The organism is Streptomyces sp. NBC_00690 (assembly GCF_036226685.1).
Lineage (GTDB): Bacteria > Actinomycetota > Actinomycetes > Streptomycetales > Streptomycetaceae > Streptomyces.
The window spans coordinates 1,446,884-1,464,825 of record NZ_CP109009.1; the positions used below are offsets into that span (position 1 = coordinate 1,446,884).

20 protein-coding genes, 1 pseudogene and 1 riboswitch are annotated in these 17,942 nt (G+C 68.9%); of the genes and pseudogenes, 16 read left to right on the forward strand and 5 right to left on the reverse strand.

The features are described 5' to 3' along the window. Positions 1 to 394: 394 nt before the first annotated feature. On the forward strand, positions 395 to 1,102 hold the full coding sequence (locus tag OID54_RS06360) for a lysophospholipid acyltransferase family protein (RefSeq protein WP_329015186.1): 708 nt from the start codon (positions 395 to 397) through the stop codon (positions 1,100 to 1,102). A gap of 43 nt (positions 1,103 to 1,145) precedes the next feature. On the opposite strand, the gene OID54_RS06365 is transcribed toward OID54_RS06360, so the two are convergent. Then, positions 1,146 to 1,436: a type II toxin-antitoxin system Phd/YefM family antitoxin gene (locus OID54_RS06365; RefSeq protein ID WP_329015189.1), complete on the reverse strand. Its 291-nt coding sequence runs from the start codon at positions 1,434 to 1,436 to the stop codon at positions 1,146 to 1,148. A 504-nt stretch (positions 1,437 to 1,940) separates the two neighbouring features. Between OID54_RS06365 and OID54_RS06370 the strand changes: the two genes are divergently transcribed. From OID54_RS06370 to OID54_RS06380, 3 genes are all read left to right on the forward strand, one after another. Further along, positions 1,941 to 2,588: an ATP-dependent Clp protease proteolytic subunit gene (locus tag OID54_RS06370; RefSeq protein WP_329015192.1), complete on the forward strand. Its 648-nt coding sequence runs from the start codon at positions 1,941 to 1,943 to the stop codon at positions 2,586 to 2,588. Between the two features lie 5 nt (positions 2,589 to 2,593). Next, positions 2,594 to 2,899: a hypothetical protein gene (locus OID54_RS06375; RefSeq protein ID WP_329027296.1), complete on the forward strand. Its 306-nt coding sequence runs from the start codon at positions 2,594 to 2,596 to the stop codon at positions 2,897 to 2,899. A 368-nt stretch (positions 2,900 to 3,267) separates the two neighbouring features. Further along, a riboswitch (cyclic di-AMP (ydaO/yuaA leader) is annotated at positions 3,268 to 3,423 on the forward strand. Positions 3,424 to 3,426: 3 nt separating this feature from the next. Further along, on the forward strand, positions 3,427 to 3,903 hold the full coding sequence (locus OID54_RS06380; RefSeq protein WP_329015195.1) for a C40 family peptidase: 477 nt from the start codon (positions 3,427 to 3,429) through the stop codon (positions 3,901 to 3,903). Between the two features lie 173 nt (positions 3,904 to 4,076). On the opposite strand, the gene OID54_RS06385 is transcribed toward OID54_RS06380, so the two are convergent. Then, complete coding sequence (locus OID54_RS06385; protein WP_329015198.1) at positions 4,077 to 4,508, reverse strand: ATP-binding protein; 432 nt, start codon at positions 4,506 to 4,508, stop codon at positions 4,077 to 4,079. Positions 4,509 to 4,758: 250 nt separating this feature from the next. Here OID54_RS06385 and OID54_RS06390 point away from each other — a divergent pair, with 250 nt between their 5' ends. Further along, the gene (locus OID54_RS06390) at positions 4,759 to 5,616 is read left to right on the forward strand and encodes a helix-turn-helix domain-containing protein (protein ID WP_329015201.1); all 858 of its coding nucleotides are present in this window, start codon (positions 4,759 to 4,761) and stop codon (positions 5,614 to 5,616) included. 9 nt (positions 5,617 to 5,625) lie between these two features. After that, a complete protein-coding gene (locus tag OID54_RS06395; protein ID WP_329015205.1) occupies positions 5,626 to 5,832 on the forward strand; it encodes a DUF397 domain-containing protein in 207 nt (68 codons plus the stop codon). Here the strand turns inward: OID54_RS06395 and OID54_RS06400 are convergent. Next, the gene (locus OID54_RS06400) at positions 5,825 to 6,991 is read right to left on the reverse strand and encodes an 8-amino-7-oxononanoate synthase (RefSeq protein ID WP_443055534.1); all 1,167 of its coding nucleotides are present in this window, start codon (positions 6,989 to 6,991) and stop codon (positions 5,825 to 5,827) included. The genes OID54_RS06395 and OID54_RS06400 overlap by 8 nt on opposite strands. Before the next feature lie 168 nt (positions 6,992 to 7,159). On the opposite strand from OID54_RS06400, the gene bioB reads away from it, so the two are divergent. The 5 genes from bioB (at position 7,160) to OID54_RS06425 (ending at position 11,829) form a co-directional block, all read left to right on the forward strand. Further along, the gene (bioB, locus tag OID54_RS06405; RefSeq protein ID WP_329015207.1) at positions 7,160 to 8,437 is read left to right on the forward strand and encodes a biotin synthase BioB; all 1,278 of its coding nucleotides are present in this window, start codon (positions 7,160 to 7,162) and stop codon (positions 8,435 to 8,437) included. Further along, positions 8,430 to 9,749 (forward strand): adenosylmethionine--8-amino-7-oxononanoate transaminase, encoded by a 1,320-nt coding sequence (locus OID54_RS06410; protein WP_329015210.1) that lies wholly within the window; start codon positions 8,430 to 8,432, stop codon positions 9,747 to 9,749. The genes bioB and OID54_RS06410 overlap by 8 nt, the downstream gene beginning before the upstream one ends. A 194-nt stretch (positions 9,750 to 9,943) precedes the next feature. Next, a complete protein-coding gene (gene bioD / locus OID54_RS06415; protein ID WP_329027300.1) occupies positions 9,944 to 10,657 on the forward strand; it encodes a dethiobiotin synthase in 714 nt (237 codons plus the stop codon). Positions 10,658 to 10,780: 123 nt separating this feature from the next. Next, a complete protein-coding gene (locus OID54_RS06420; protein WP_329015212.1) occupies positions 10,781 to 11,134 on the forward strand; it encodes a VOC family protein in 354 nt (117 codons plus the stop codon). A gap of 32 nt (positions 11,135 to 11,166) precedes the next feature. Further along, positions 11,167 to 11,829 (forward strand): class I SAM-dependent methyltransferase, encoded by a 663-nt coding sequence (locus OID54_RS06425; protein ID WP_329015214.1) that lies wholly within the window; start codon positions 11,167 to 11,169, stop codon positions 11,827 to 11,829. A 62-nt stretch (positions 11,830 to 11,891) separates the two neighbouring features. On the opposite strand, the gene OID54_RS06430 is transcribed toward OID54_RS06425, so the two are convergent. Then, a complete protein-coding gene (locus OID54_RS06430) occupies positions 11,892 to 12,263 on the reverse strand; it encodes a fic family toxin-antitoxin system, toxin component (RefSeq protein ID WP_329015217.1) in 372 nt (123 codons plus the stop codon). A 170-nt stretch (positions 12,264 to 12,433) separates the two neighbouring features. After that, positions 12,434 to 12,631, reverse strand: a pseudogene (locus tag OID54_RS06435) (antitoxin); the annotation flags it as partial. 173 nt (positions 12,632 to 12,804) lie between these two features. On the opposite strand from OID54_RS06435, the gene OID54_RS06440 reads away from it, so the two are divergent. The 5 genes from OID54_RS06440 (at position 12,805) to OID54_RS06460 (ending at position 17,888) form a co-directional block, all read left to right on the forward strand. Beyond that, positions 12,805 to 13,647, forward strand: a complete 843-nt coding sequence (locus OID54_RS06440) for an ABC transporter ATP-binding protein (protein ID WP_329015221.1) — start codon at positions 12,805 to 12,807, stop codon at positions 13,645 to 13,647. Positions 13,648 to 13,897: 250 nt separating this feature from the next. Further along, positions 13,898 to 14,329, forward strand: coding sequence for a GNAT family N-acetyltransferase (locus tag OID54_RS06445; RefSeq protein WP_329027303.1), 432 nt, complete (start codon positions 13,898 to 13,900; stop codon positions 14,327 to 14,329). Positions 14,330 to 14,495: 166 nt separating this feature from the next. After that, positions 14,496 to 15,917 (forward strand): hemolysin family protein, encoded by a 1,422-nt coding sequence (locus tag OID54_RS06450; protein WP_329015223.1) that lies wholly within the window; start codon positions 14,496 to 14,498, stop codon positions 15,915 to 15,917. Next, on the forward strand, positions 15,914 to 16,927 hold the full coding sequence (locus OID54_RS06455) for a hemolysin family protein (protein WP_329015225.1): 1,014 nt from the start codon (positions 15,914 to 15,916) through the stop codon (positions 16,925 to 16,927). Before OID54_RS06450 ends, OID54_RS06455 begins: the two co-directional genes overlap by 4 nt. A 181-nt stretch (positions 16,928 to 17,108) precedes the next feature. Continuing rightward, positions 17,109 to 17,888 (forward strand): SGNH/GDSL hydrolase family protein, encoded by a 780-nt coding sequence (locus OID54_RS06460; protein ID WP_329015228.1) that lies wholly within the window; start codon positions 17,109 to 17,111, stop codon positions 17,886 to 17,888. Positions 17,889 to 17,942: the final 54 nt, after the last annotated feature.

Below are 17,942 nucleotides of genomic sequence, written 5' to 3' on the forward strand. Positions count from 1 at the left end.
ATCACGTGCTCTCGATGACGGACCGGTGTCGGTGACAGCGAGGCGGCGGGGCGACCTGCTCGTGGCGCGGGCAGGGACCTCCGTGGATCGGTGGACCCATCGTGCCGACGCTGCACGCGCGCCTCTCGAACCCCGTCCGGGAGGCCGAAGCGCCGTGTTGCACTCGTACCTCGCGGGTGGTGCGGGGCACACATGAGCGGGCTACGATCGATCGCCGCAGTCGCCTGCGGACGCTCGCCCCACCGCCAGGATCTGACTGCCCGTCACCCGTGTCGACCCACCAGCGACCTCGGTTGACAGCAGGCCCGGAACCATCGGGTCGAGCGGTCAGTGCACCCCCGTGACCTCGATGAACGCGGCTCCAGGGCCGATCCGGTAGAGATAGGAACTCCCCGTGTTCTATTACCTGCTCAAGTACGTCGTCATCGGGCCGCTGCTGCGCCTGCTGTTCCGCCCCCGGATCGAGGGCCTTGAGCACGTACCGGAAGAAGGGGCGGCCATCGTCGCGGGAAACCATCTGTCGTTCTCCGACCACTTCTTGATGCCCGCCATCCTCAAGCGGCGGATCACCTTTCTGGCGAAGGCCGAGTACTTCACGGGCCCGGGCCTCAAAGGAAGGCTGACCGCCGCATTCTTCCGCAGCGCCGGACAGATCCCGGTCGACCGTTCGGGCAAGGAGGCGGGCCGGGCGGCGATCAGGGAAGGGCTCGGCGTGCTCGCCAAGGACGAGCTCCTCGGCATCTACCCGGAGGGAACCCGCTCGCACGACGGCCGGTTGTACAAGGGGAAGGTCGGGGTGGCGGTGATGGCACTCACCGCAGGGGTGCCCGTCATCCCCTGCGCGATGGTGGGCACCTTTGAGATCCAGCCGCCCGGCCAGGTCCTCCCCAAGATCAAGCGGGTGACCGTGCGGTTCGGGGAGCCTCTGGACTTCTCCCGCTACACGGGCCTGGAGAACCAGAAGGCAGCCATCCGCGCCATCACCGACGAGATCATGTACGCGATCCTGGAACTGTCCGGGCAGGAGTACGTGGACCGGTACGCGGCTGAGGTCAAGGCCGAGGCGGAGCAGGCGAAGAAGGCTGCGCGCCGCAAGGATTGAGGGTCGCGGCCCTCCACCCAGGTATAGCGGTCGCCGAGGCGCTTCAGCCGTGCACGCCGGGGCGGTGGTGCTCCGCCGTGAGGCCATAGCCTCCACCCCCCGGGGGACGGCTCCCGGGGGCGCCCAGCGAGGAGACGGAGCTGATCACCGGAGCCTCCTCGCCCTCGGTCTCCGCCGTCGGGTGTTCGAGTCGCTCCAGATCAGCTGCCGACACGAGGGCCACGAGCGGCTTCCCGTGCCGGGTCACGACGACGCGTTCGCCGCCGTAGACGACGCGATTGATCAGTTCAGCCAGCTCCGCGCGGGCTTGCGTCACCGGGATCTCGTAGGCCATGGGCCCAGCTTAGTCGGCGCGTCGCGCCCCGCTCCGAGACGTCCGGTCCGGTCGAAGTCCAGGTCAAGGGCTCTCCACGGATTGCGCACGAAGGTCGTCGGCCTTCGCTCGTGCCGCTGAGCGACCGATGCGGATGCCGCCGTGCCAGTGTGCAGCCGTCGCGGGGCCTCGATCCGCTCTGCCCCCCGAGGGCGTTTCACAGCGGCTCGCCACACCAACCCGGCCGCGCGACCGGGGTTGCTGGCGATACGTCACCACGCCTTCTCCAAGGGTGGTTCACGCACCACCGGAGTGAGCGGCCTGCCAGAGAGCCGGTCGCGCTCCCTCAAGGATCTGCGACTTCAAGGATCTGCGACTTCAAAGGGTATGCGATGAAATCGTGCCCCATAGGTGAAGAAATCGCGATGTTTCATAGCTGACTGAAACTCATCTCTCCGCCAAGCCCTCCCTCGATAATGTACGTCCTGTACATTTCTTGGAATCGAGACCTCGGAGAGGCACCTCATGGAGAGCCACCACACCAGCCCCAATGCCCGTTATGTACTGCCGGAGTTCACCGAGCGCTCCAGTACGGGCACCCGCACCCTGGACCCGTACGCGAAGCTGCTGGAGGAGCGCATCGTCTTCCTCGGGACCCATGTCGACGACACGGCGGCCAATGACGTCATCGTGCAGTTCCTCCACTTGGAGCACGCCGATCCCGACCGGTGCATCTCGCTGTACATCAACTCCCCGGGCGGCTCGTACAGCGCGATGACCGCGATCTACGACACGATCCAGAGCGTGATCTGCGAGGTGGAGACCGTCTGTCTCGGTCAGGCCGTCTCCACGGCAGCCCTCTTGCTCGCCTCCGGCACGCCGGGCAGGCGCATGGCCCTGCCCGGGGCCCGGCTCGTCCTGAAGCAACCCGCATCGGAGGGAGAGCAGCACGGCCAGCTCTCCGATCTCGACATCCAGGCGAAGGAACTCCTGCGACAGCGGGAGCAGTTCACCGCACTGATGGCGCGCCACACCGGCCGGGAGCCGGCACGGGTCGCAGAGGATCTGGAACGGGACGCCTTCTTCACCGCGACAGCCGCCCAGGAGTACGGATTCGTCGACCACGTCATCATGAATCGCGGAGCCACCCCGTCCGGGCCCGGAAGCCGTTGACCGCGATGGTTCCGGAACTGCCTCCCTTGCCCGCTCTCACCCGCGCCGAGGGCGAGTTCATCGACGCCTATCTCGCGGTCGTGGATCAGGTCGGACGCATCAACCCCGCTCGTTCCACCCATACCTATGGAGCGCTGCGTGCCGCGCAGGCACTGGTCTCCCGGGCCGTTGCTCTCAAGGACGCGCTGACCGTGATGCACCAACGGGGCGAGAGCGACGTCCATGTGCAGACGCTCGCCCGCGCGCTGCGCATCCTCGACGGCGAACGCAGATCACTTCGGGTTACTTTGCCCCCTTCCGTAACTCTCTAACGACCCCTGACGGCGGGCCGGAACGACCTCCGTCCAGACCGTCAACCGCCAAAGGAGTAGTGGTTGGGCTACCCCATTTGAAGTACGCGCAGGAGAGCCAGCAGCTACGGTCGAGTTGCGCACAAGGATGACGCGTCGAACGGAATGCCTTATTCCGGTGCTGGTGCGGGCATCCTCACCTGTCGAGGGCCGATCGCGCGACGAGCATGTCCACCCGATCAGACCAATGGTGTGAAAACTCACATATCGCCGTTTCCGCTCGGCAATTTGACAGGCCGTGGGTCAAGATCCCTGGGACGACAAGCCCCCGTCACCTCGGCGGGGCAGCCCGGGCGGACGCCGAGTCCTGCCGCCGCCGGGGCGACTGGTCGACAGGAGTGCTTCGGCAGGAGTGGAGGACCCAAGCAGTACGGGGCGCCCGGAAATTCCGGACGTTCCTTGGGGTGAAGCCGCGAAAGCGACCGGGCACCTTCGTCCGCCCGAACCCGACAGGTCATCCTTCACAGGCGGCTGACGAAGGGTCGCGCATGAGTGCGCAGAACAACGTCCCGTTCCTGCTGGGTCGGGCGGGAGCGGTATCCGCTCTCACCCTCGCCGCTCTCGGAGGGTCGCTGCTCGTACCGGGCGGCACACCCGAGGCACACGCCGCGTCGAGCCACGCGGGCGCGGCACTGAAGGTGGCGGCATCCAAGAAGGGCGCCCCTTACAAGTACGGCGCAGTAGGACCGTCCCGTTTCGACTGCTCGGGGCTGACGCTCTACTCGTACAAGAAGGCCGGCAAGAAGCTCCCCCGTACCGCACAGCAGCAGTACAACAAGACGCGCCGCATCTCTGCGTCCGCGCGTCAGGCCGGCGACCTGGTGTTCTTCTACTCCGGCCGGAACGTCTACCACGTGGGCATCTACGCAGGTAAGGGAAAGATCTGGCACTCCCCCAAGACGGGGTCCTGGGTGAAGTTGGACAAGATCTGGTCCAAGAGCGTCAAGTACGGCCGCGTGGGGTGACGATCCCGCGCTGAGTCCTGGTACTCGATCCGCGCCGGCCCCGGGTGTGGCCCCCGGCGGTCGGCGCGGAGCTCTGTCAGGTCAACGGCTGGAAGCGGACGTCGGCACCGGACACCGAGCCCGGTCGACACCACCACGCCGCAACCGAGCCGACCTCCTTGCGGCGGCCGGCGTCAACCGGGCACCGATGCGGTCCAAGGAAGGGCGACCCATACGGTCTTGCCCCCCTCGTCCGTCGGAGTGACGTGCAGCTTTCCGCCGAACTCCGCGATGAGGGTGCGCACGATCACCATGCCTCGGCCGTTGTCTTGCCGTACGGCGGCGGGAAGCCGTTGCGGCCAGCGCGGATGACTGTCCGTCACCCCCACCATCAGCTCCTCCTCCCGCGCCAACCTCAGTTCCAGCGTGAAGGTGGGCGACTGGCCGAAGGTGTGCTGTACGGCGTTGGTGGTCAGCTCCGAGACGATCAGCCGGACCGTGTCCACTTCGCCGCTCCGCGCCGGCAGGCCCCACTCGGTCACGATGTCGATGGCGAACTTTCGCGCCACCGACACCGAGGCGGGATCGCTCGGCAGAGTGACGGATGCTTCCTGGTGATCTGCCATGGCGATGCTTCCCTTTCCCACCGCGGCCGGGCTCCGACTCGAAGCGGAGGGATGCTTGAGCGGCCACGGACTGCGCTGCCGTCAGAGTGCCACTCATCGTGCCGCGAGGGGGGCCGATCCCCCAAGATATGCATATATCTGTCGCTCAATACGGTGAACTCTGCGACGCGAGAACGTATTTTGCGACCCGCAGGGACTTTGATCTCGGGCGGACCACACGGCCCGTACAGATCAACCGGAAGGAGCGTCCATGCGTCAAGGACCCGTGGTGCGCCGCCGCCAATTGGGCGAGGAACTCCGCAAGCTGCGCTTGGCGTCCGGACTCACCAGTCGTCGCGCTGGAGAGCTCGCCGACTGGCACCAGTCGAAGGTGAGCCGGATCGAGACGGGGGCCAGCGGCGTCAAACCGGACGACGTCAGACTGCTGCTCGACCTCTACACCGTGACCGACCCCCAGTTGCGCACCCTCCTGGAGACCCTGGCGGGGGCCGCCGACGGGGGTGGCGGCGGCTGGTGGCACGCCTACCGCGGCGTGCTTCCGCCCGAGTACCGCGACTTCATCAGTCTGGAGTCCCAGGCGAACCGGGTGCGTTCGATGGAGACCTCCGTGGTGCCCGGACTGCTCCAGACCGCCGAGTACGCCCGGGCGATCACCCGGGCGACCCTGGAAGAGCTGCCCGAGAACACCGTCGATCAGTTGGTCGAGGTGCGGATGACGCGTCAGGCGGTCCTGCGGCGGGACGATCCGCTTGAGCTGAGCGTGATCCTCGACGAGGCCGCGCTGCGGCGCGAGATCGGCGGCACCCGGGTAATGAAGGAACAGTTGCGGGTACTGGCGGACTGGGCCGTGCTCCCCCATGTCCGGCTCCAGGTCATGCCGTTTTCGGCCGGGGAGTATGTGGGCCTGGCCGGTTCTTTCGTTATCTTCTCTTTTTCGACCACTTCTGATCTAGATGTGGTCGTTCTCGACCACCTCGCGAGTAGCCTTCATATCGAACGGGCAGAGGATCTGGCGGTGTACGGGACCGCGTTCGCAACGATGCAGACGCTCGCCCTGTCACCGGTCGAATCCTTGGATCTCATCGCCGGCATCCGCGTCGGCGCATAGGGAGGCTCCATGTCCAATCACATCGACCACCCCGGCTTAGCCTGGCGGCGCAGCAGTCACAGCACGGCGGCGAACAACTGTGTCGAGGCCGCCCGACTGCCCGACCGCACCCTTTCCGTACGGGACTCCAAAGACGTGGCCCGTGAAGCTCTGCACTTCTCCCCGCAGGCGTGGTACCGGTTCCTGATCGCCGTGGAGGCGGACAGCATCAACTGACGGCGTCCCGGGCGCGAAGCGGAGCGGTCCGCGCGATCGTGTCCACCGCCCAGGCGATCTGCTCATCGGTCAGATCGGCGCGAGCCGTCAGTCTGATCCGCGAGACACCGTCCGGGACCGACGGCGGACGGAAACAGCCCACCGCGAGACCCGCCCTTCGGCACTCGGCCGCCCACTCCACCGCCGACCGTGGCGACGGTGCCTTGATCGAGACCACTGCGGCGTCGGGGCGTACGGCCGTCAGACCCCGTGCCGTCAACAGACGGTGCAGGGTCTCGGCGACCGTACGCACCCGACCGGCCAGCTCCGGCGTCCGCTCCAGCAACCGGACGGACGCCAGCGCGGCCCCGGCCGCGGCGGGCGCGAGCCCGGTGTCGAAGATGAAGGTCCGCGCGGTGTTGATCAGATGGGCGATGACATCGGCCGGCCCGAGGACCGCACCGCCCTGGCTCCCGAGGGCCTTGGAGAGGGTGAGCGTGGCGACCACCCCTCGTTCACCCGCGATCCCCGCGGCGTTCAGCGCACCCCGACCGCCGGCGCCGAGGACTCCGAAGCCGTGGGCGTCGTCGACGAGGAGGGCGGCCCCCCGCGAACGACAGATCTCCGCGAGATCGACGAGTGGGGCGGCGTCGCCGTCCACGGAGAACACCGCATCGGTGACCACCAGCGCCCGCCCGTCGCCGTACGCCTCCAGCGCCATACGCACGGCCCGAGGATCCGCGTGCGGCACGATCGCCGTCCGTGCGCGTGAGAGTCGACACCCGTCCACTATGGAGGCGTGGTTGCCCGCGTCCGAGACGAGCAGGGAACCACTCGCGGTCAGTGCCGTGAGCGCGGCGAGATTGGCGGCGTAGCCGGAGGACAGGACGAGGGCCGCCTCGAACCCGCAGAAGGAGGCGAGTGCGCCTTCGAGTTCGGCGTGGAGTTCGGTGCTGCCGGTGACCAGCCGCGATCCGGTGGCGCCCGCGCCCCAGCGGCGCGCTGCCGAGGCAGCGGCCCCGGTGACCTCCGGGTGGCGGGTCAAGCCCAGGTAGTCGTTGCCCGCGAGGTCCAGCAGGTCGGTGTCGAGGGCCCGGGGACGGAGCGTACGGGTCAGCCCCATGCGCTCCCGGTCGAGGGACTCCTCGTCGATCCAGCCAAACGGGTCCTGAGTGATCATGACGGTCGGGTCCTTCGCTAGGCCGTGCGCGGGCCCTTTTGTAGGCAGCGCACAGACCCTAACCGGGCCCCCACCTGGAACGAGTGTGGTCATGCACACACCTCGGCAAGGGTCTGTTGTGGGGTTCGGCCTTTCGCCTTGGCTGCCCCGTGCGTCAGGATCTGCGCCATGGACCTGCTGAAGACGCTGGTGGAGAAGGGGCTGCGGCGCGAGCTGCCGACCCGTGAAGAGGCCCTCGCCGTACTGTCGTCCACGGACGACGAGCTGCTCGACGTGGTGGCCGCAGCCGGCCATGTGCGCCGCCAGTGGTTCGGCCGCCGGGTGAAGCTGAACTACCTCGTCAACCTCAAGTCGGGGCTCTGCCCGGAGGACTGCTCGTACTGTTCACAGCGGCTCGGGTCCAAGGCGGAGATCCTCAAGTACACCTGGCTGAAGCCGGACGAGGCCGCGGGGGCGGCGGCGGCCGGGGTCGCCGGGGGAGCCAAGCGGGTCTGTCTGGTCGCGAGCGGGCGCGGTCCGACGGACCGGGACGTCGACCGGGTCTCCCGGACGATCGAAGCGATCAAGGAGCAGAACGAGGGCGTCGAGGTCTGCGCCTGTCTCGGGCTGCTGTCGCAGGGCCAGGCGGAGCGGTTGCGGGACGCCGGCGCCGATGCGTACAACCACAACCTCAACACGTCCGAAGGCACGTACGGACAGATCACCACCACCCATACCTATGAGGACCGGGTGGACACCGTCCAACAGGCTCAGGCCGCGGGTCTGTCGGCGTGCTCCGGTCTGATCGCCGGCATGGGCGAAAGCGATCAGGACCTGGTCGACGTGGTCTTCGCACTGCGCGAGCTCGACCCCGACTCGGTGCCGGTCAACTTCCTCATCCCCTTCGAGGGCACTCCCCTGGCGAAGGAGTGGAACCTCACCCCGCAGCGCTGCCTCCGCATCCTCGCCATGGTCCGCTTCGTCTGCCCGGACGTGGAAGTGCGGTTGGCCGGTGGGCGCGAGGTCCATCTGAGGTCCCTCCAGCCGCTCGCCCTGCACCTGGTGAACTCCATCTTCCTCGGCGACTACCTGACGAGCGAGGGCCAGGCGGGCCAGGCCGATCTGGACATGATCGCGGACGCCGGCTTCGAGGTGGAGGGCGCGGGGACGACCACACTGCCCGAGCACCGGGCGGGCGGCTGCGGTTCGGTCTGCGGCAGTGCCGCAACCTCGGAAGATTCCCTCGACGGCGGTACGACGGCCCCGGATGAGACGGCAGCGGTCTGCGGCAGCGCGGCGCCGTCGGGGGAATCGGCCACCGGATGCGGGGGCGGCGCGCCGTGCGGATCCGAGCCGCAATCCCCGCCCGCGGCCCAGGAAGACCAGTCGGGGGTACCCGTACCGCGTACCGACCTGGTCACCGTTCGCCGCCGCGGCGCCGGTACGGACCTCGCTCCCAATGCCTGAGCCCCGTCCGTTCGACCTCGCCCCGGGACCGCTGTCGGCGGGCGAACTGGTGGCGCTGGACCGCGCCCATGTCTGGCACCCGTACGGCCCCATGCCCGGACGCGCCGATCCCCTCGTGGTGGAATCGGCTGCCGGGGTGCGCCTGCGATTGGCGGAACCCGCCCACGGCCACGCGGAACTGATCGACGGGATGTCGTCGTGGTGGTCGGCGATCCACGGCTACAACCATCCCGACCTCAATGCGGCGGCCCAGAGCCAACTGGGGCGCATGAGCCACGTCATGTTCGGCGGACTCACCCATGAGCCAGCCGTCCGACTGGCCGCCCGGCTCGTCGAGATCACCCCGGAGCCGCTCCAGCACGTCTTCCTCTGCGACTCGGGCTCGGTCTCGGTCGAGGTCGCGGTGAAGATGTGCCTCCAGCACTGGCAGTCCGTCGGCCGACCCAACAAGCGGCGGCTGCTGACCTGGCGCGGTGGCTACCACGGAGACACCTGGCAGCCGATGTCGGTCTGCGACCCCGAGGGCGGAATGCACCACCTCTGGTCGGGGGCGCTGCCTCTCCAGGTCTTCGCCAGCGCGCCGCCGCAGGAGTTCCAGCAGGAGTACGCGGATGCCCTGCGCGATCTGATCGCGCGGCACGCCGATGAACTCGCCGCGGTGATCGTGGAGCCCGTGGTGCAGGGTGCCGGGGGCATGCGGTTCCACTCCCCCGAGTATCTGCGGGTGCTGCGGGACGCCTGCGACGAACACGAAGTGCTGTTGGTGTTCGACGAGATCGCGACCGGCTTCGGACGGACGGGCGAACTGTTCGCGGCCGACTGGGCAGGGGTCTCGCCCGATGTGATGTGTCTGGGCAAGGCCCTGACGGGCGGCTATCTGACGATGGCGGCGACCTTGTGCACCAGTCGGGTCGCCGAAGGCATCTCCCGGGGCGAAGTTCCGGTGCTGGCCCACGGCCCGACGTTCATGGGCAATCCACTGGCCGCATCGGTGGCCAACGCCTCGATCGATCTGCTGCTGGCGCAGGACTGGCGCGGTGAAGTGCGGCGCTTGGAGTCGGGGCTGCGGACGGGGCTCGCACCGGCCGAGGGCGCACCGGGGGTCAAGGACGTCCGGGTGCTCGGGGGCATCGGTGTGATCCAACTCGATCATGAGGTCGACATGGCGGCGGCGACGGCAGCGGCCGTACGGGCGGGGGTTTGGCTGCGCCCCTTCCGGGATCTGGTGTACGCGATGCCGCCCTACGTCACTGATGACGACGATCTCGCCCGGGTGTGCACGGCACTGTGCGAGGCTGCGGCAGCCGGCTAGTTCGTGTCGTCGAAGTCCCGCGAGTTCGTCCGAAGGCGGTGCCCGTCTGCGGGTCCGGCCCCGGGCGACTTGCCGAACGCCGATCGGTGACGGGGTCCCTTCCGCTCCTGCGACCGGTCGGCGGCACGACCGACCGCCGTATCGTTCGCACGGTCGTACGACCGAACCATCGAGAGAGGGTCATCGCCACCACCATGGGCATCATCGTCGTCTCCGGCACGGGGACCGAGATCGGGAAGACCGTTGTCACCGCTGCGCTGGTCGCCGTTGCACGAGCCCGGGGCCAACGCGTCGCCGTGGTCAAACCCGTCCAGACGGGGGTGTCGGCGAGCGATCCGGGCGATCTCGATGAGGTGAGCCGGCTCGGCGGCGGTGTCCGCGGTGTGGAGCTGGCCCGCTACAGCGAGCCATTGGCTCCGGCCACAGCGGCTCGACGGGCCGGCGTCGCTGGTGTGGGACCCGCTGAGACGGCCGCGGCGGTGAAGCGGTTGGCCGACGAGTACGACCTGGTGTTGGTCGAGGGCGCCGGTGGACTGCTGGTGCGTTTCGACGAGGACGGCGGAACGCTCGCGGACGCGGCTCGACTGCTCGCCGCGCCCGTGCTGGTCGTGGCCCCCGCGGGCCTGGGCACCCTCAACTCCGTGGCGCTGACGGCAGAGGCCCTCACCGCGCGGGGCATAGCGCAGCTGGGGGTCGTCGTGGGGAGTTGGCCGCACCGACCGGATCTGGCGGCGCGGTGCAATGCACTGGACCTACCGCAGGTCGCGGGTGCTCCACTGCTCGGTGCGGTCCCTGAGCGGGCGGGGCAGCTGCGACCGGTGGACTTCCGGGCGCAGGCGGCCCGGTGGCTGGCTCCTCGGCTCGGTGGGGTGTGGGACGAAGGGGCGTTCACCCGAACGGCCGAGTGACGGCCGTCATTCGCTGAACGACCCCGTCTGAACCGGCCGGCCGCTGCTGTCGCTGGTACTCGCGTCCGCTCGTGCGTGGTGGAGATCCCCGTCCGCTGGACGCGGCTGACCTACCCTGGTCGGATGCGAGCGCGGATCGACGAAATCGTCTTCGACTGTCATGACCCGGCCCTTCTGGTGCGCTTTTGGGCCGCGCTGCTCGGGGGCGCACCGGTGGACCGCGACTCCGGCTGGTCCTTCGTCGATCCGCCCGGCTCGGTGCGCGTCGCGTTCCAGCAGGTCCCTGAGGGGAAGGCGGCCAAGAACCGGTTGCACCTCGATCTGGCCGCGGGGGACGTCGAAGCGGCGTCGGACGAGGCCGTCACCCTGGGTGCGGTACGACTCGGTGGGGTCGTCGCGGATCCGCAGGGGCGGTTCCAGGTGCTGGCAGACCCGGAGGGGAACGAGTTCTGCTTCGTCCAGGGTGGCGGAGAATAGGGAGGAAGGGACACCTTCGTCAGGAGGCCGTGATGGGAACATGTGGCGACACCTCTCCCGATGCCGTCCATCACCCCCTGTTCGCACGCTTCTACGCCAGGTTCAGCGTGGCCGCCGATCAATCCGCGGGCATCGCGGCCATCCGCGCTGAGCTCCTGGCCGCGCTCTCGGGTCGGGTGATCGAGATCGGTGCCGGCAACGGTCTCAACTTCCCGCACTATCCGACCTCGGTCAGCGAGGTGGTCGCGCTGGAACCGGAGCGTTCGCTACGGACCCTGGCGGTACGGGCCGCAGACGGCGCCGGGGTCCCGGTGGAGGTCGTGCCCGGAGTGGCCGAGGCGCTGCCGGTCGAGAGCGCGTCCTTCGACGCGGCCGTCATGTCCCTGGTGCTCTGTTCGGTACGGGACGTTCCGCGGGCGCTCGGCGAAGTCCGCCGGGTCCTGCGACCCGGTGGTGAACTGCGGTTCTTCGAACACGGACTGGCCCGGACGCCGGGGGCAGCACGGGTGCAGAGGGTGTTGGACCGTACGGTCTGGCCCCGGTTGTTCGGCGGCTGCCACACCTCACGGGACACGGTTGCCGCACTGGAGGAGGCCGGGTTCCAGGACATCCGGTACGAGCGCTTCCGGGTCCCGGAGCGCGGGCTCGCCGCTCCGACCTCGCCCTGTGTGCGAGGGGTCGCGCACAACCCTTGAGGCGAACGCTGGCCGGGGGCTCAAACGGATCACGGCAGGCTGGTGGGTTGGTGGGTCGGGGGTCAACTGCTCCAGAGGCGCAGTTCGTCGGCGATCACCCGGACATCGGCCTTGCCGGACTTCACCAGCCGGGCCAGATCGCGCACCCGCTCGGGTGAGGTGTCGACCTGCTCCCCACTGGCTACGAGATAGCCGTAGGCGACGGCTGACGCGTACAGCGCATTGGAGTGCTCCAGGGCCGGCACGTGCAGCAGCAGTTGGAGCAGCGAAGCCGCCCGGGTGTGCGGATCGCTGTACACGGGGATGCCGAAGATCTCTGCCTCGTGCCGGCTGACGGCGGCGACGAGCGCACCCCAGTCGGCGACCTGAGGATCACCTGGGGTCCGGTACTCGGCGACCATCAACAGCCAGGCGAGGTCGATCTGAAGGGTCAACGCGGGCCTTCAGCCGCGGCGGGGTCGTACTCGCCCGGTGCGCGCGTGGCGGCAGGGCCGGCAGTCGTGGGGCTCGGGTGGGGATCGTCCGCCGGGGGTCGGTGACGACCGGCGGGTGGTTCATCGAAACCGTGGACGTCCTTGACCGGGCCCGCAACACCGTCGTTGGCGTCCTCCGCGAAGACGGCGGCATAACGCTTCATGAAGTCGGCGGCGGCCTCCACGAAGGTGCGGCCCGCCTCCCCCGCGTCCTGTCGGACCAGTTCTTCGATGTAGCGGTTGACGCTCATCCCGCGCTGCTGGGCCCGATCGCGGGCGGCCTGTGCGGTGGATTCGTCCACGCGCACGTTCAACTGGGTCTTGGCCATATCAGAAAGCTAGCGCGGTTGCGCTAGCGCCCGCAAGCAATACCGCCGACCGGTGCGGGTGCCCCCTACATGGACCCCGAATGCGCGACCTCCGAGGGATGTTCACCCGGCTCGACAGTCGCCTACTCTCCTCGGACCATCGAGTGAGGAACGGCCCTGTCCGGAAGGCGGCCATGTCCACACCTGCCCCTGCACCACCGCACGGCCTGGCACCGGGGTTGCCCCTCGCGGCCAGAGCACGGTCCCTGACCAAGGCGTACGGCAGTGGCGAGACGACCGTACGGGCCCTCGACAGCGTCGACGTCGACATCGCACGCGGGCGCTTCACCGCGGTCATGGGGCCTTCGGGATCGGGCAAGTCGACCCTGATGCACTGTCTGGCCGGGCTCGACACGGTCTCGTCCGGCCAGGTCTGGCTGGGCGAGACTGAGATCACCCCGCTGCACGACCGCGACCTGACCCAACTGCGGCGGGACCGGGTCGGCTTCGTGTTCCAGTCCTTCAATCTGCTGCCCACCTTGACCGCCGCCGAGAACATCACGCTCCCGATGGACATCGCCGGGCGCAAGCCCGACCGGTTGTGGGTGGAGCGGGTGATCGATGCACTGGGGCTACGGGATCGGTTGCACCATCGACCGGCGCAGTTGTCGGGCGGTCAACAACAGCGGGTCGCGTGTGCCCGCGCCTTGGCCTCCCAGCCCGAGTTGATCTTCGCCGACGAGCCCACCGGCAACCTCGACTCACGCGCGAGTGCCGAGGTGTTGGGTTTCCTCCGGGACGCGGTGGACCGTTTGGATCAGACGGTGGTGATGGTGACCCATGAGCCCGTCGCAGCGGCATATTCCGATCTGGTGCTGTTCCTCGCCGACGGCAGGATCGTCGACACCATCCATCGACCGACGGCGGAGACGGTCCTGGAGCGACTGAGGTCGTTCACCCGTACGGGCCACGTGCCCCGGCCCCACGAGCGAGACCCGGACCCCACCCAGGAAGCGCGAGAACCCAGAGACCACTAAGGGTATTGAGACCGCTGAGCACCCCGAGAGCACCAAGTGCATCTCAGAATCCCGACGAGGCCGTCCCGTCGTACGTACCGCGATGGGTCCGGTGGAGACCGATGCCGCAGGGCGACCGGTCGCCCTGCGGCACTCGCGCGCACTCCGCTGACCAGGGACGATCGGCGAAAAAGGTGGTGGCAGCCGGCGACCCTGCCGTGCTTGGCTCATGGTCATGACTTCAGCGATCGACCGTGACGCCCCCACCGGAATGGGGATACGAACCGCCCGGGCGGAAGAGGCGCGGGCCGTGCTCGCGTTCTGGGCCGAAGCCGCCGAGGGCACCAGCATCACCGATGACGTGGCCGGAGTGACCCGACTGATCAAGCGGGACCCCGAGGCCCTGATCCTCGCCGAGTGGGACGGCGTCCTGGTGGGGTCGGTGATCGCTGGGTACGACGGCTGGCGCTGCTCGCTCTACCGACTCGCCGTGCTGCCCGCCTACCGGCGTCGCGGGGTCGCCACCGCCCTGCTGGAGGCGGCCGAGGCGCGTTTTCTCGCCGCGGGCGGGCGCCGCGGCGACGCTATGGTGTTGGAAGCCAATGAGCGGGCTCAGCATGCATGGGCGGCGGCGGGGTACCGGCGCGAAGACCACTGGCGACGCTGGGTGAAGCCTTACCCATGGCCCGTCAAAGGCGACTGAGTACGTCAGCCACCTATTCATCGAGCGGTTTTGCCGATCCTTTACCATGGGTGGACCATCACTCTCCGTAGGAAAGGTGTGAGCGTCCATCCATGGGCGAGCCTCCCAGTAGTAGACATCGAGCGTTCCTCCTGCCCCTGCCCGACCATGGGACGGAGGTGACCCGATGACCGAAGTGCTCCTCCTGTTCGTGGCAGTGCTGCTCTCGCTGGCCTGCGGAGTGTTCGTCGCGGCAGAGTTCTCCCTCACCACCGTCGAGCGCAGCGATCTGGAACGCGCCGTCGAGCGCAATGAGCGAGGCGCCGCCAGCGCCCTCAAGGCCGTACGCGGCCTCACCTTCCAGCTCTCCGGCGCACAGCTCGGCATCACCGTCACCAACCTGGTCGTCGGCATGCTCTCCGAGCCCTCCATCTCCAAGCTCATCCGTGGTCCCGTCGAGGACCTCGGACTCTCCCCGTCCGTGGCGTCGTCCGTCGCCCTGGTTCTGGGCACCGCCCTCTCCACGGTCGTTCTGATGGTCGTCGGCGAGTTGGTCCCCAAGAACTGGGCAATCTCGTCCCCACTGGCCGTGGCCAAGGTCGTCGCCCCCGCGCAGCGACTGTTCACCGCAGCCTTCAAACCCCTCATCAGCCACCTCAACAACACCGCGAACCGCATTCTGCGGCGGCTCGGGATGGAGCCGACCGAAGAACTGGCATCGGCCCGCAGCCCCCAGGAGCTGGTGGCGCTCGCACGCCACTCCGCCAAGGAAGGCGCACTGGAGGCGGACACCGCCGAGCTGTTCGTGCGCACCCTGAACCTCGCCGATCTCACCGCGGAGAACGTGATGACCCCGCGGGTGCAGGTCACGGCCCTCGAAGTACAGGCCACCGCCGAGGACGTCGCCAACGCCACCCGCGCGACCGGCCTGTCCCGCTTCCCCGTCTACCGCGGGAACCTGGACACGGTCGTGGGAATCGCGCACATCAAGGACGTGCTGGCCGTACCGGCCGAGCAGCGTCACCGCCGCAGCGTCTCCGAGGTGTTGCGGGAGCCGCTCCTAGTCCCCGAGACCCTGACCGTGGACAGGCTGATGGACCGCTTGGGCGGCAAGTCGACCATGGCCGTCGTCATCGACGAGTACGGCGGCACGGCCGGCGTGGTCACCATGGAGGACATCGTCGAAGAGGTCGTCGGCGAAGTGCGGGACGAGCACGATCCGCACGAAACGCCTGACCTCGCCGCGGCCGGTCATGACGCGGACGGCCGCTCGCTCTGGTCGGCCGACGGTGCCGCGCGCACCGATCAGCTGGAGCGGGTCGGCCTGCGCGTTCCGGAAGGCCCGTACGAGACCCTCGCAGGTCTCATCGCAACTGAGCTCGGCCGCATCCCGGCGGAGAACGACCGCATCGACCTCCAGGGCTGGCGGCTCGATGTGGTGGACGCGTCCGGACGGCGGGCGGCACGGGTGCTGATGCACGCCCCGCTCCCCTCCGACGATCCAGACGAGCACCACGACCCGCACGCCGAGCGCGCTGCAAACAGGGAGACGACCGCCCCCACCGTGGACGGATCGAACTCCCAGCGCCACGAGGAGACCGGACGATGATCGCGATCCAACTCCTCATCGGCTTTGCGACCCTCGTGGTCAACGCGTTCTTCGTGGGTGCCGAATTCGCCCTGATCTCCGTGCGCCGCAGCCAGATCGAGCCGGCGGCCGAGGCGGGCGACCGCCGCGCCCGCAGTGTGCTCTGGGGCCTTGAGCACGTGTCGGCGCTGCTGGCGGCGGCACAGCTGGGCATCACCCTGTGCACCCTGATCCTCGGCATCGTCGCCGAGCCGGCCATCGCCCATCTGCTGGAGCCGGTGTTCGACTCGATCGGGGTGCCTGAGGGCGCTGTCCACCCGATCTCGTTCGTGATCGCGCTGTCCCTGGCGACCTATCTGCACATGCTCCTCGGCGAGATGGTGCCGAAGAACATCGCCCTGGCCGAGCCCACGCGCAGTGCGCTCCTGCTCGGCCCGCCGCTCGTGGCCATCGCCAGGGCCCTGCGTCCGGTGATCTTCACGATCAACGCCTTTGCCAACGCCCTGCTCAAGCTGTTGCGGGTGGAGGCCAAGGACGAGGTGGCAGCGACGTACTCGGACGCCGAGCTCGCCCGGATGGTGCGGGACGCCGGCGATGCCGGCCTCTTGGACGACCGCTCGGCCGAGCGGCTGCGCGATGCTCTGGAGCTGGGCCGACGCCCGGTGCGCGATGTGATCATGCCGGTCGAGCAGATCGTGTACGCACGTGTGGGCACCACGCCCGAACAGTTGGAGGCGCTTTCCGCGGAGTCCGGCTTCTCGCGCTTCCCGGTGATCGACACGGGCCGCAACATCCTGGGCTACCTCCATGTGAAGGACGCCCTGGACGCGACCCCGCGCGATGTTGCGTTCCCGGTGACGGCGATGCGGCCGATCGCCCGGGTCCGTGGCACGACCCCGCTGGACGACGCATTGACGGCGATGCGGCGCAGCCGCACCCATCTGGCGGCGGTCCTGGACGAGGACGGCCGGCCCGAGGGCCTGGTGACCATGGAGGACGTACTCCGCGAGCTGGTGGGCACCCAGGACTGACCCCGGCGCACGACAACGGCACGGCCTCGATCCTCGATCCTTGAGGGTCGGGGCCGTTCCCATCCCGGGACACCGCCCGTGCGACGCCGGCCGCCTCGGAAGAGCACGGTCACTCCCGCTCCGCGGGGGCACCTACGGGACCTCGAACCAAGCCCCTACTGCACGGTAGTATCGCTGCGCCATGGAGATGAGTGCCCACTACACAAGCTTCGTCGCGATCGGCGACTCCTTCACCGAAGGCATGTCCGACCTCCAGCCGGACGGCAGCTACCGCGGCTGGGCGGACCTCCTCGCCGCCCGGCTCGCCCTACGGACCGAAGGGTTCAGGTACGCCAACCTCGCCGTGCGCGGCAAGTTGATCGGCCAGATCGTCGACGAGCAGGTCGGGCCCGCCGCAGCGATGCGAGCGGACGTGGTGACCCTGGTCGGCGGCCTCAACGACGCCTTGCGGCCGAAGTGCGACATGGCCAGGGTGTGCGGCCTACTGGAGGAGGCCGTGGAGCAGCTGGCCCCCACGTGCGGGCGGCTGGTCCTGATGCACAGCCCCGGACGTCAGGGCCCGGTACTGACCCGGTTCCGTCCGCGCATGGAGGTGCTGTTCGCCCACATCGACGCACTGGCGGCCCGGCACGGCGCCCTGGTGGTGGACCTCTACGGCTCCGGCGCGCTCGGCGATCCCCGGCTGTGGGACGCGGACCGACTGCACCTGACGACGGAAGGACACCGCCGGGTGGCGGAGGCGGTCGCCCAGGTGCTCGGGCTGGACCCCGAGGACGATTGGCGAACGCCCCTGTCATCCGCACCGCTCACCGGCTGGGCGGTGCGCCGCACCGCGGACCTCCGCTTCGCCCGACAGCACCTGGGGCCCTGGATCGGCCGCCGGCTGACCGGACGCTCGTCCGGCGACGGCCGCTCTGCGAAGCGCCCCGATCTCCTGCCCTACGAACCGCCCCGGCCCTGAGCGGGGTCGCTGGGGAGCTCTCGTAGCAACCTACAACCGAGGCCGGGGCGCTGG

Excerpts from the sequence above, each read along its gene's own strand:
- OID54_RS06365 (WP_329015189.1), bottom strand. The coding sequence starts at position 1,436 with ATGGCCTACGAGATCCCGGTGACGCAAGCCCGCGCGGAGCTGGCTGAA.
- OID54_RS06370 (WP_329015192.1), top strand. The coding sequence starts at position 1,941 with ATGGAGAGCCACCACACCAGCCCCAATGCCCGTTATGTACTGCCGGAG.
- OID54_RS06375 (WP_329027296.1), top strand. The coding sequence starts at position 2,594 with ATGGTTCCGGAACTGCCTCCCTTGCCCGCTCTCACCCGCGCCGAGGGC.
- OID54_RS06380 (WP_329015195.1), top strand. The coding sequence starts at position 3,427 with ATGAGTGCGCAGAACAACGTCCCGTTCCTGCTGGGTCGGGCGGGAGCG.
- OID54_RS06385 (WP_329015198.1), bottom strand. The coding sequence starts at position 4,508 with ATGGCAGATCACCAGGAAGCATCCGTCACTCTGCCGAGCGATCCCGCC.
- OID54_RS06390 (WP_329015201.1), top strand. The coding sequence starts at position 4,759 with ATGCGTCAAGGACCCGTGGTGCGCCGCCGCCAATTGGGCGAGGAACTC.
- OID54_RS06395 (WP_329015205.1), top strand. The coding sequence starts at position 5,626 with ATGTCCAATCACATCGACCACCCCGGCTTAGCCTGGCGGCGCAGCAGT.
- OID54_RS06400 (WP_443055534.1), bottom strand. The coding sequence starts at position 6,991 with ATGATCACTCAGGACCCGTTTGGCTGGATCGACGAGGAGTCCCTCGAC.
- bioB (WP_329015207.1), top strand. The coding sequence starts at position 7,160 with ATGGACCTGCTGAAGACGCTGGTGGAGAAGGGGCTGCGGCGCGAGCTG.
- OID54_RS06410 (WP_329015210.1), top strand. The coding sequence starts at position 8,430 with ATGCCTGAGCCCCGTCCGTTCGACCTCGCCCCGGGACCGCTGTCGGCG.
- bioD (WP_329027300.1), top strand. The coding sequence starts at position 9,944 with ATGGGCATCATCGTCGTCTCCGGCACGGGGACCGAGATCGGGAAGACC.
- OID54_RS06420 (WP_329015212.1), top strand. The coding sequence starts at position 10,781 with ATGCGAGCGCGGATCGACGAAATCGTCTTCGACTGTCATGACCCGGCC.
- OID54_RS06425 (WP_329015214.1), top strand. The coding sequence starts at position 11,167 with ATGGGAACATGTGGCGACACCTCTCCCGATGCCGTCCATCACCCCCTG.
- OID54_RS06440 (WP_329015221.1), top strand. The coding sequence starts at position 12,805 with ATGTCCACACCTGCCCCTGCACCACCGCACGGCCTGGCACCGGGGTTG.
- OID54_RS06445 (WP_329027303.1), top strand. The coding sequence starts at position 13,898 with ATGGGGATACGAACCGCCCGGGCGGAAGAGGCGCGGGCCGTGCTCGCG.
- OID54_RS06450 (WP_329015223.1), top strand. The coding sequence starts at position 14,496 with ATGACCGAAGTGCTCCTCCTGTTCGTGGCAGTGCTGCTCTCGCTGGCC.
- OID54_RS06455 (WP_329015225.1), top strand. The coding sequence starts at position 15,914 with ATGATCGCGATCCAACTCCTCATCGGCTTTGCGACCCTCGTGGTCAAC.
- OID54_RS06460 (WP_329015228.1), top strand. The coding sequence starts at position 17,109 with ATGGAGATGAGTGCCCACTACACAAGCTTCGTCGCGATCGGCGACTCC.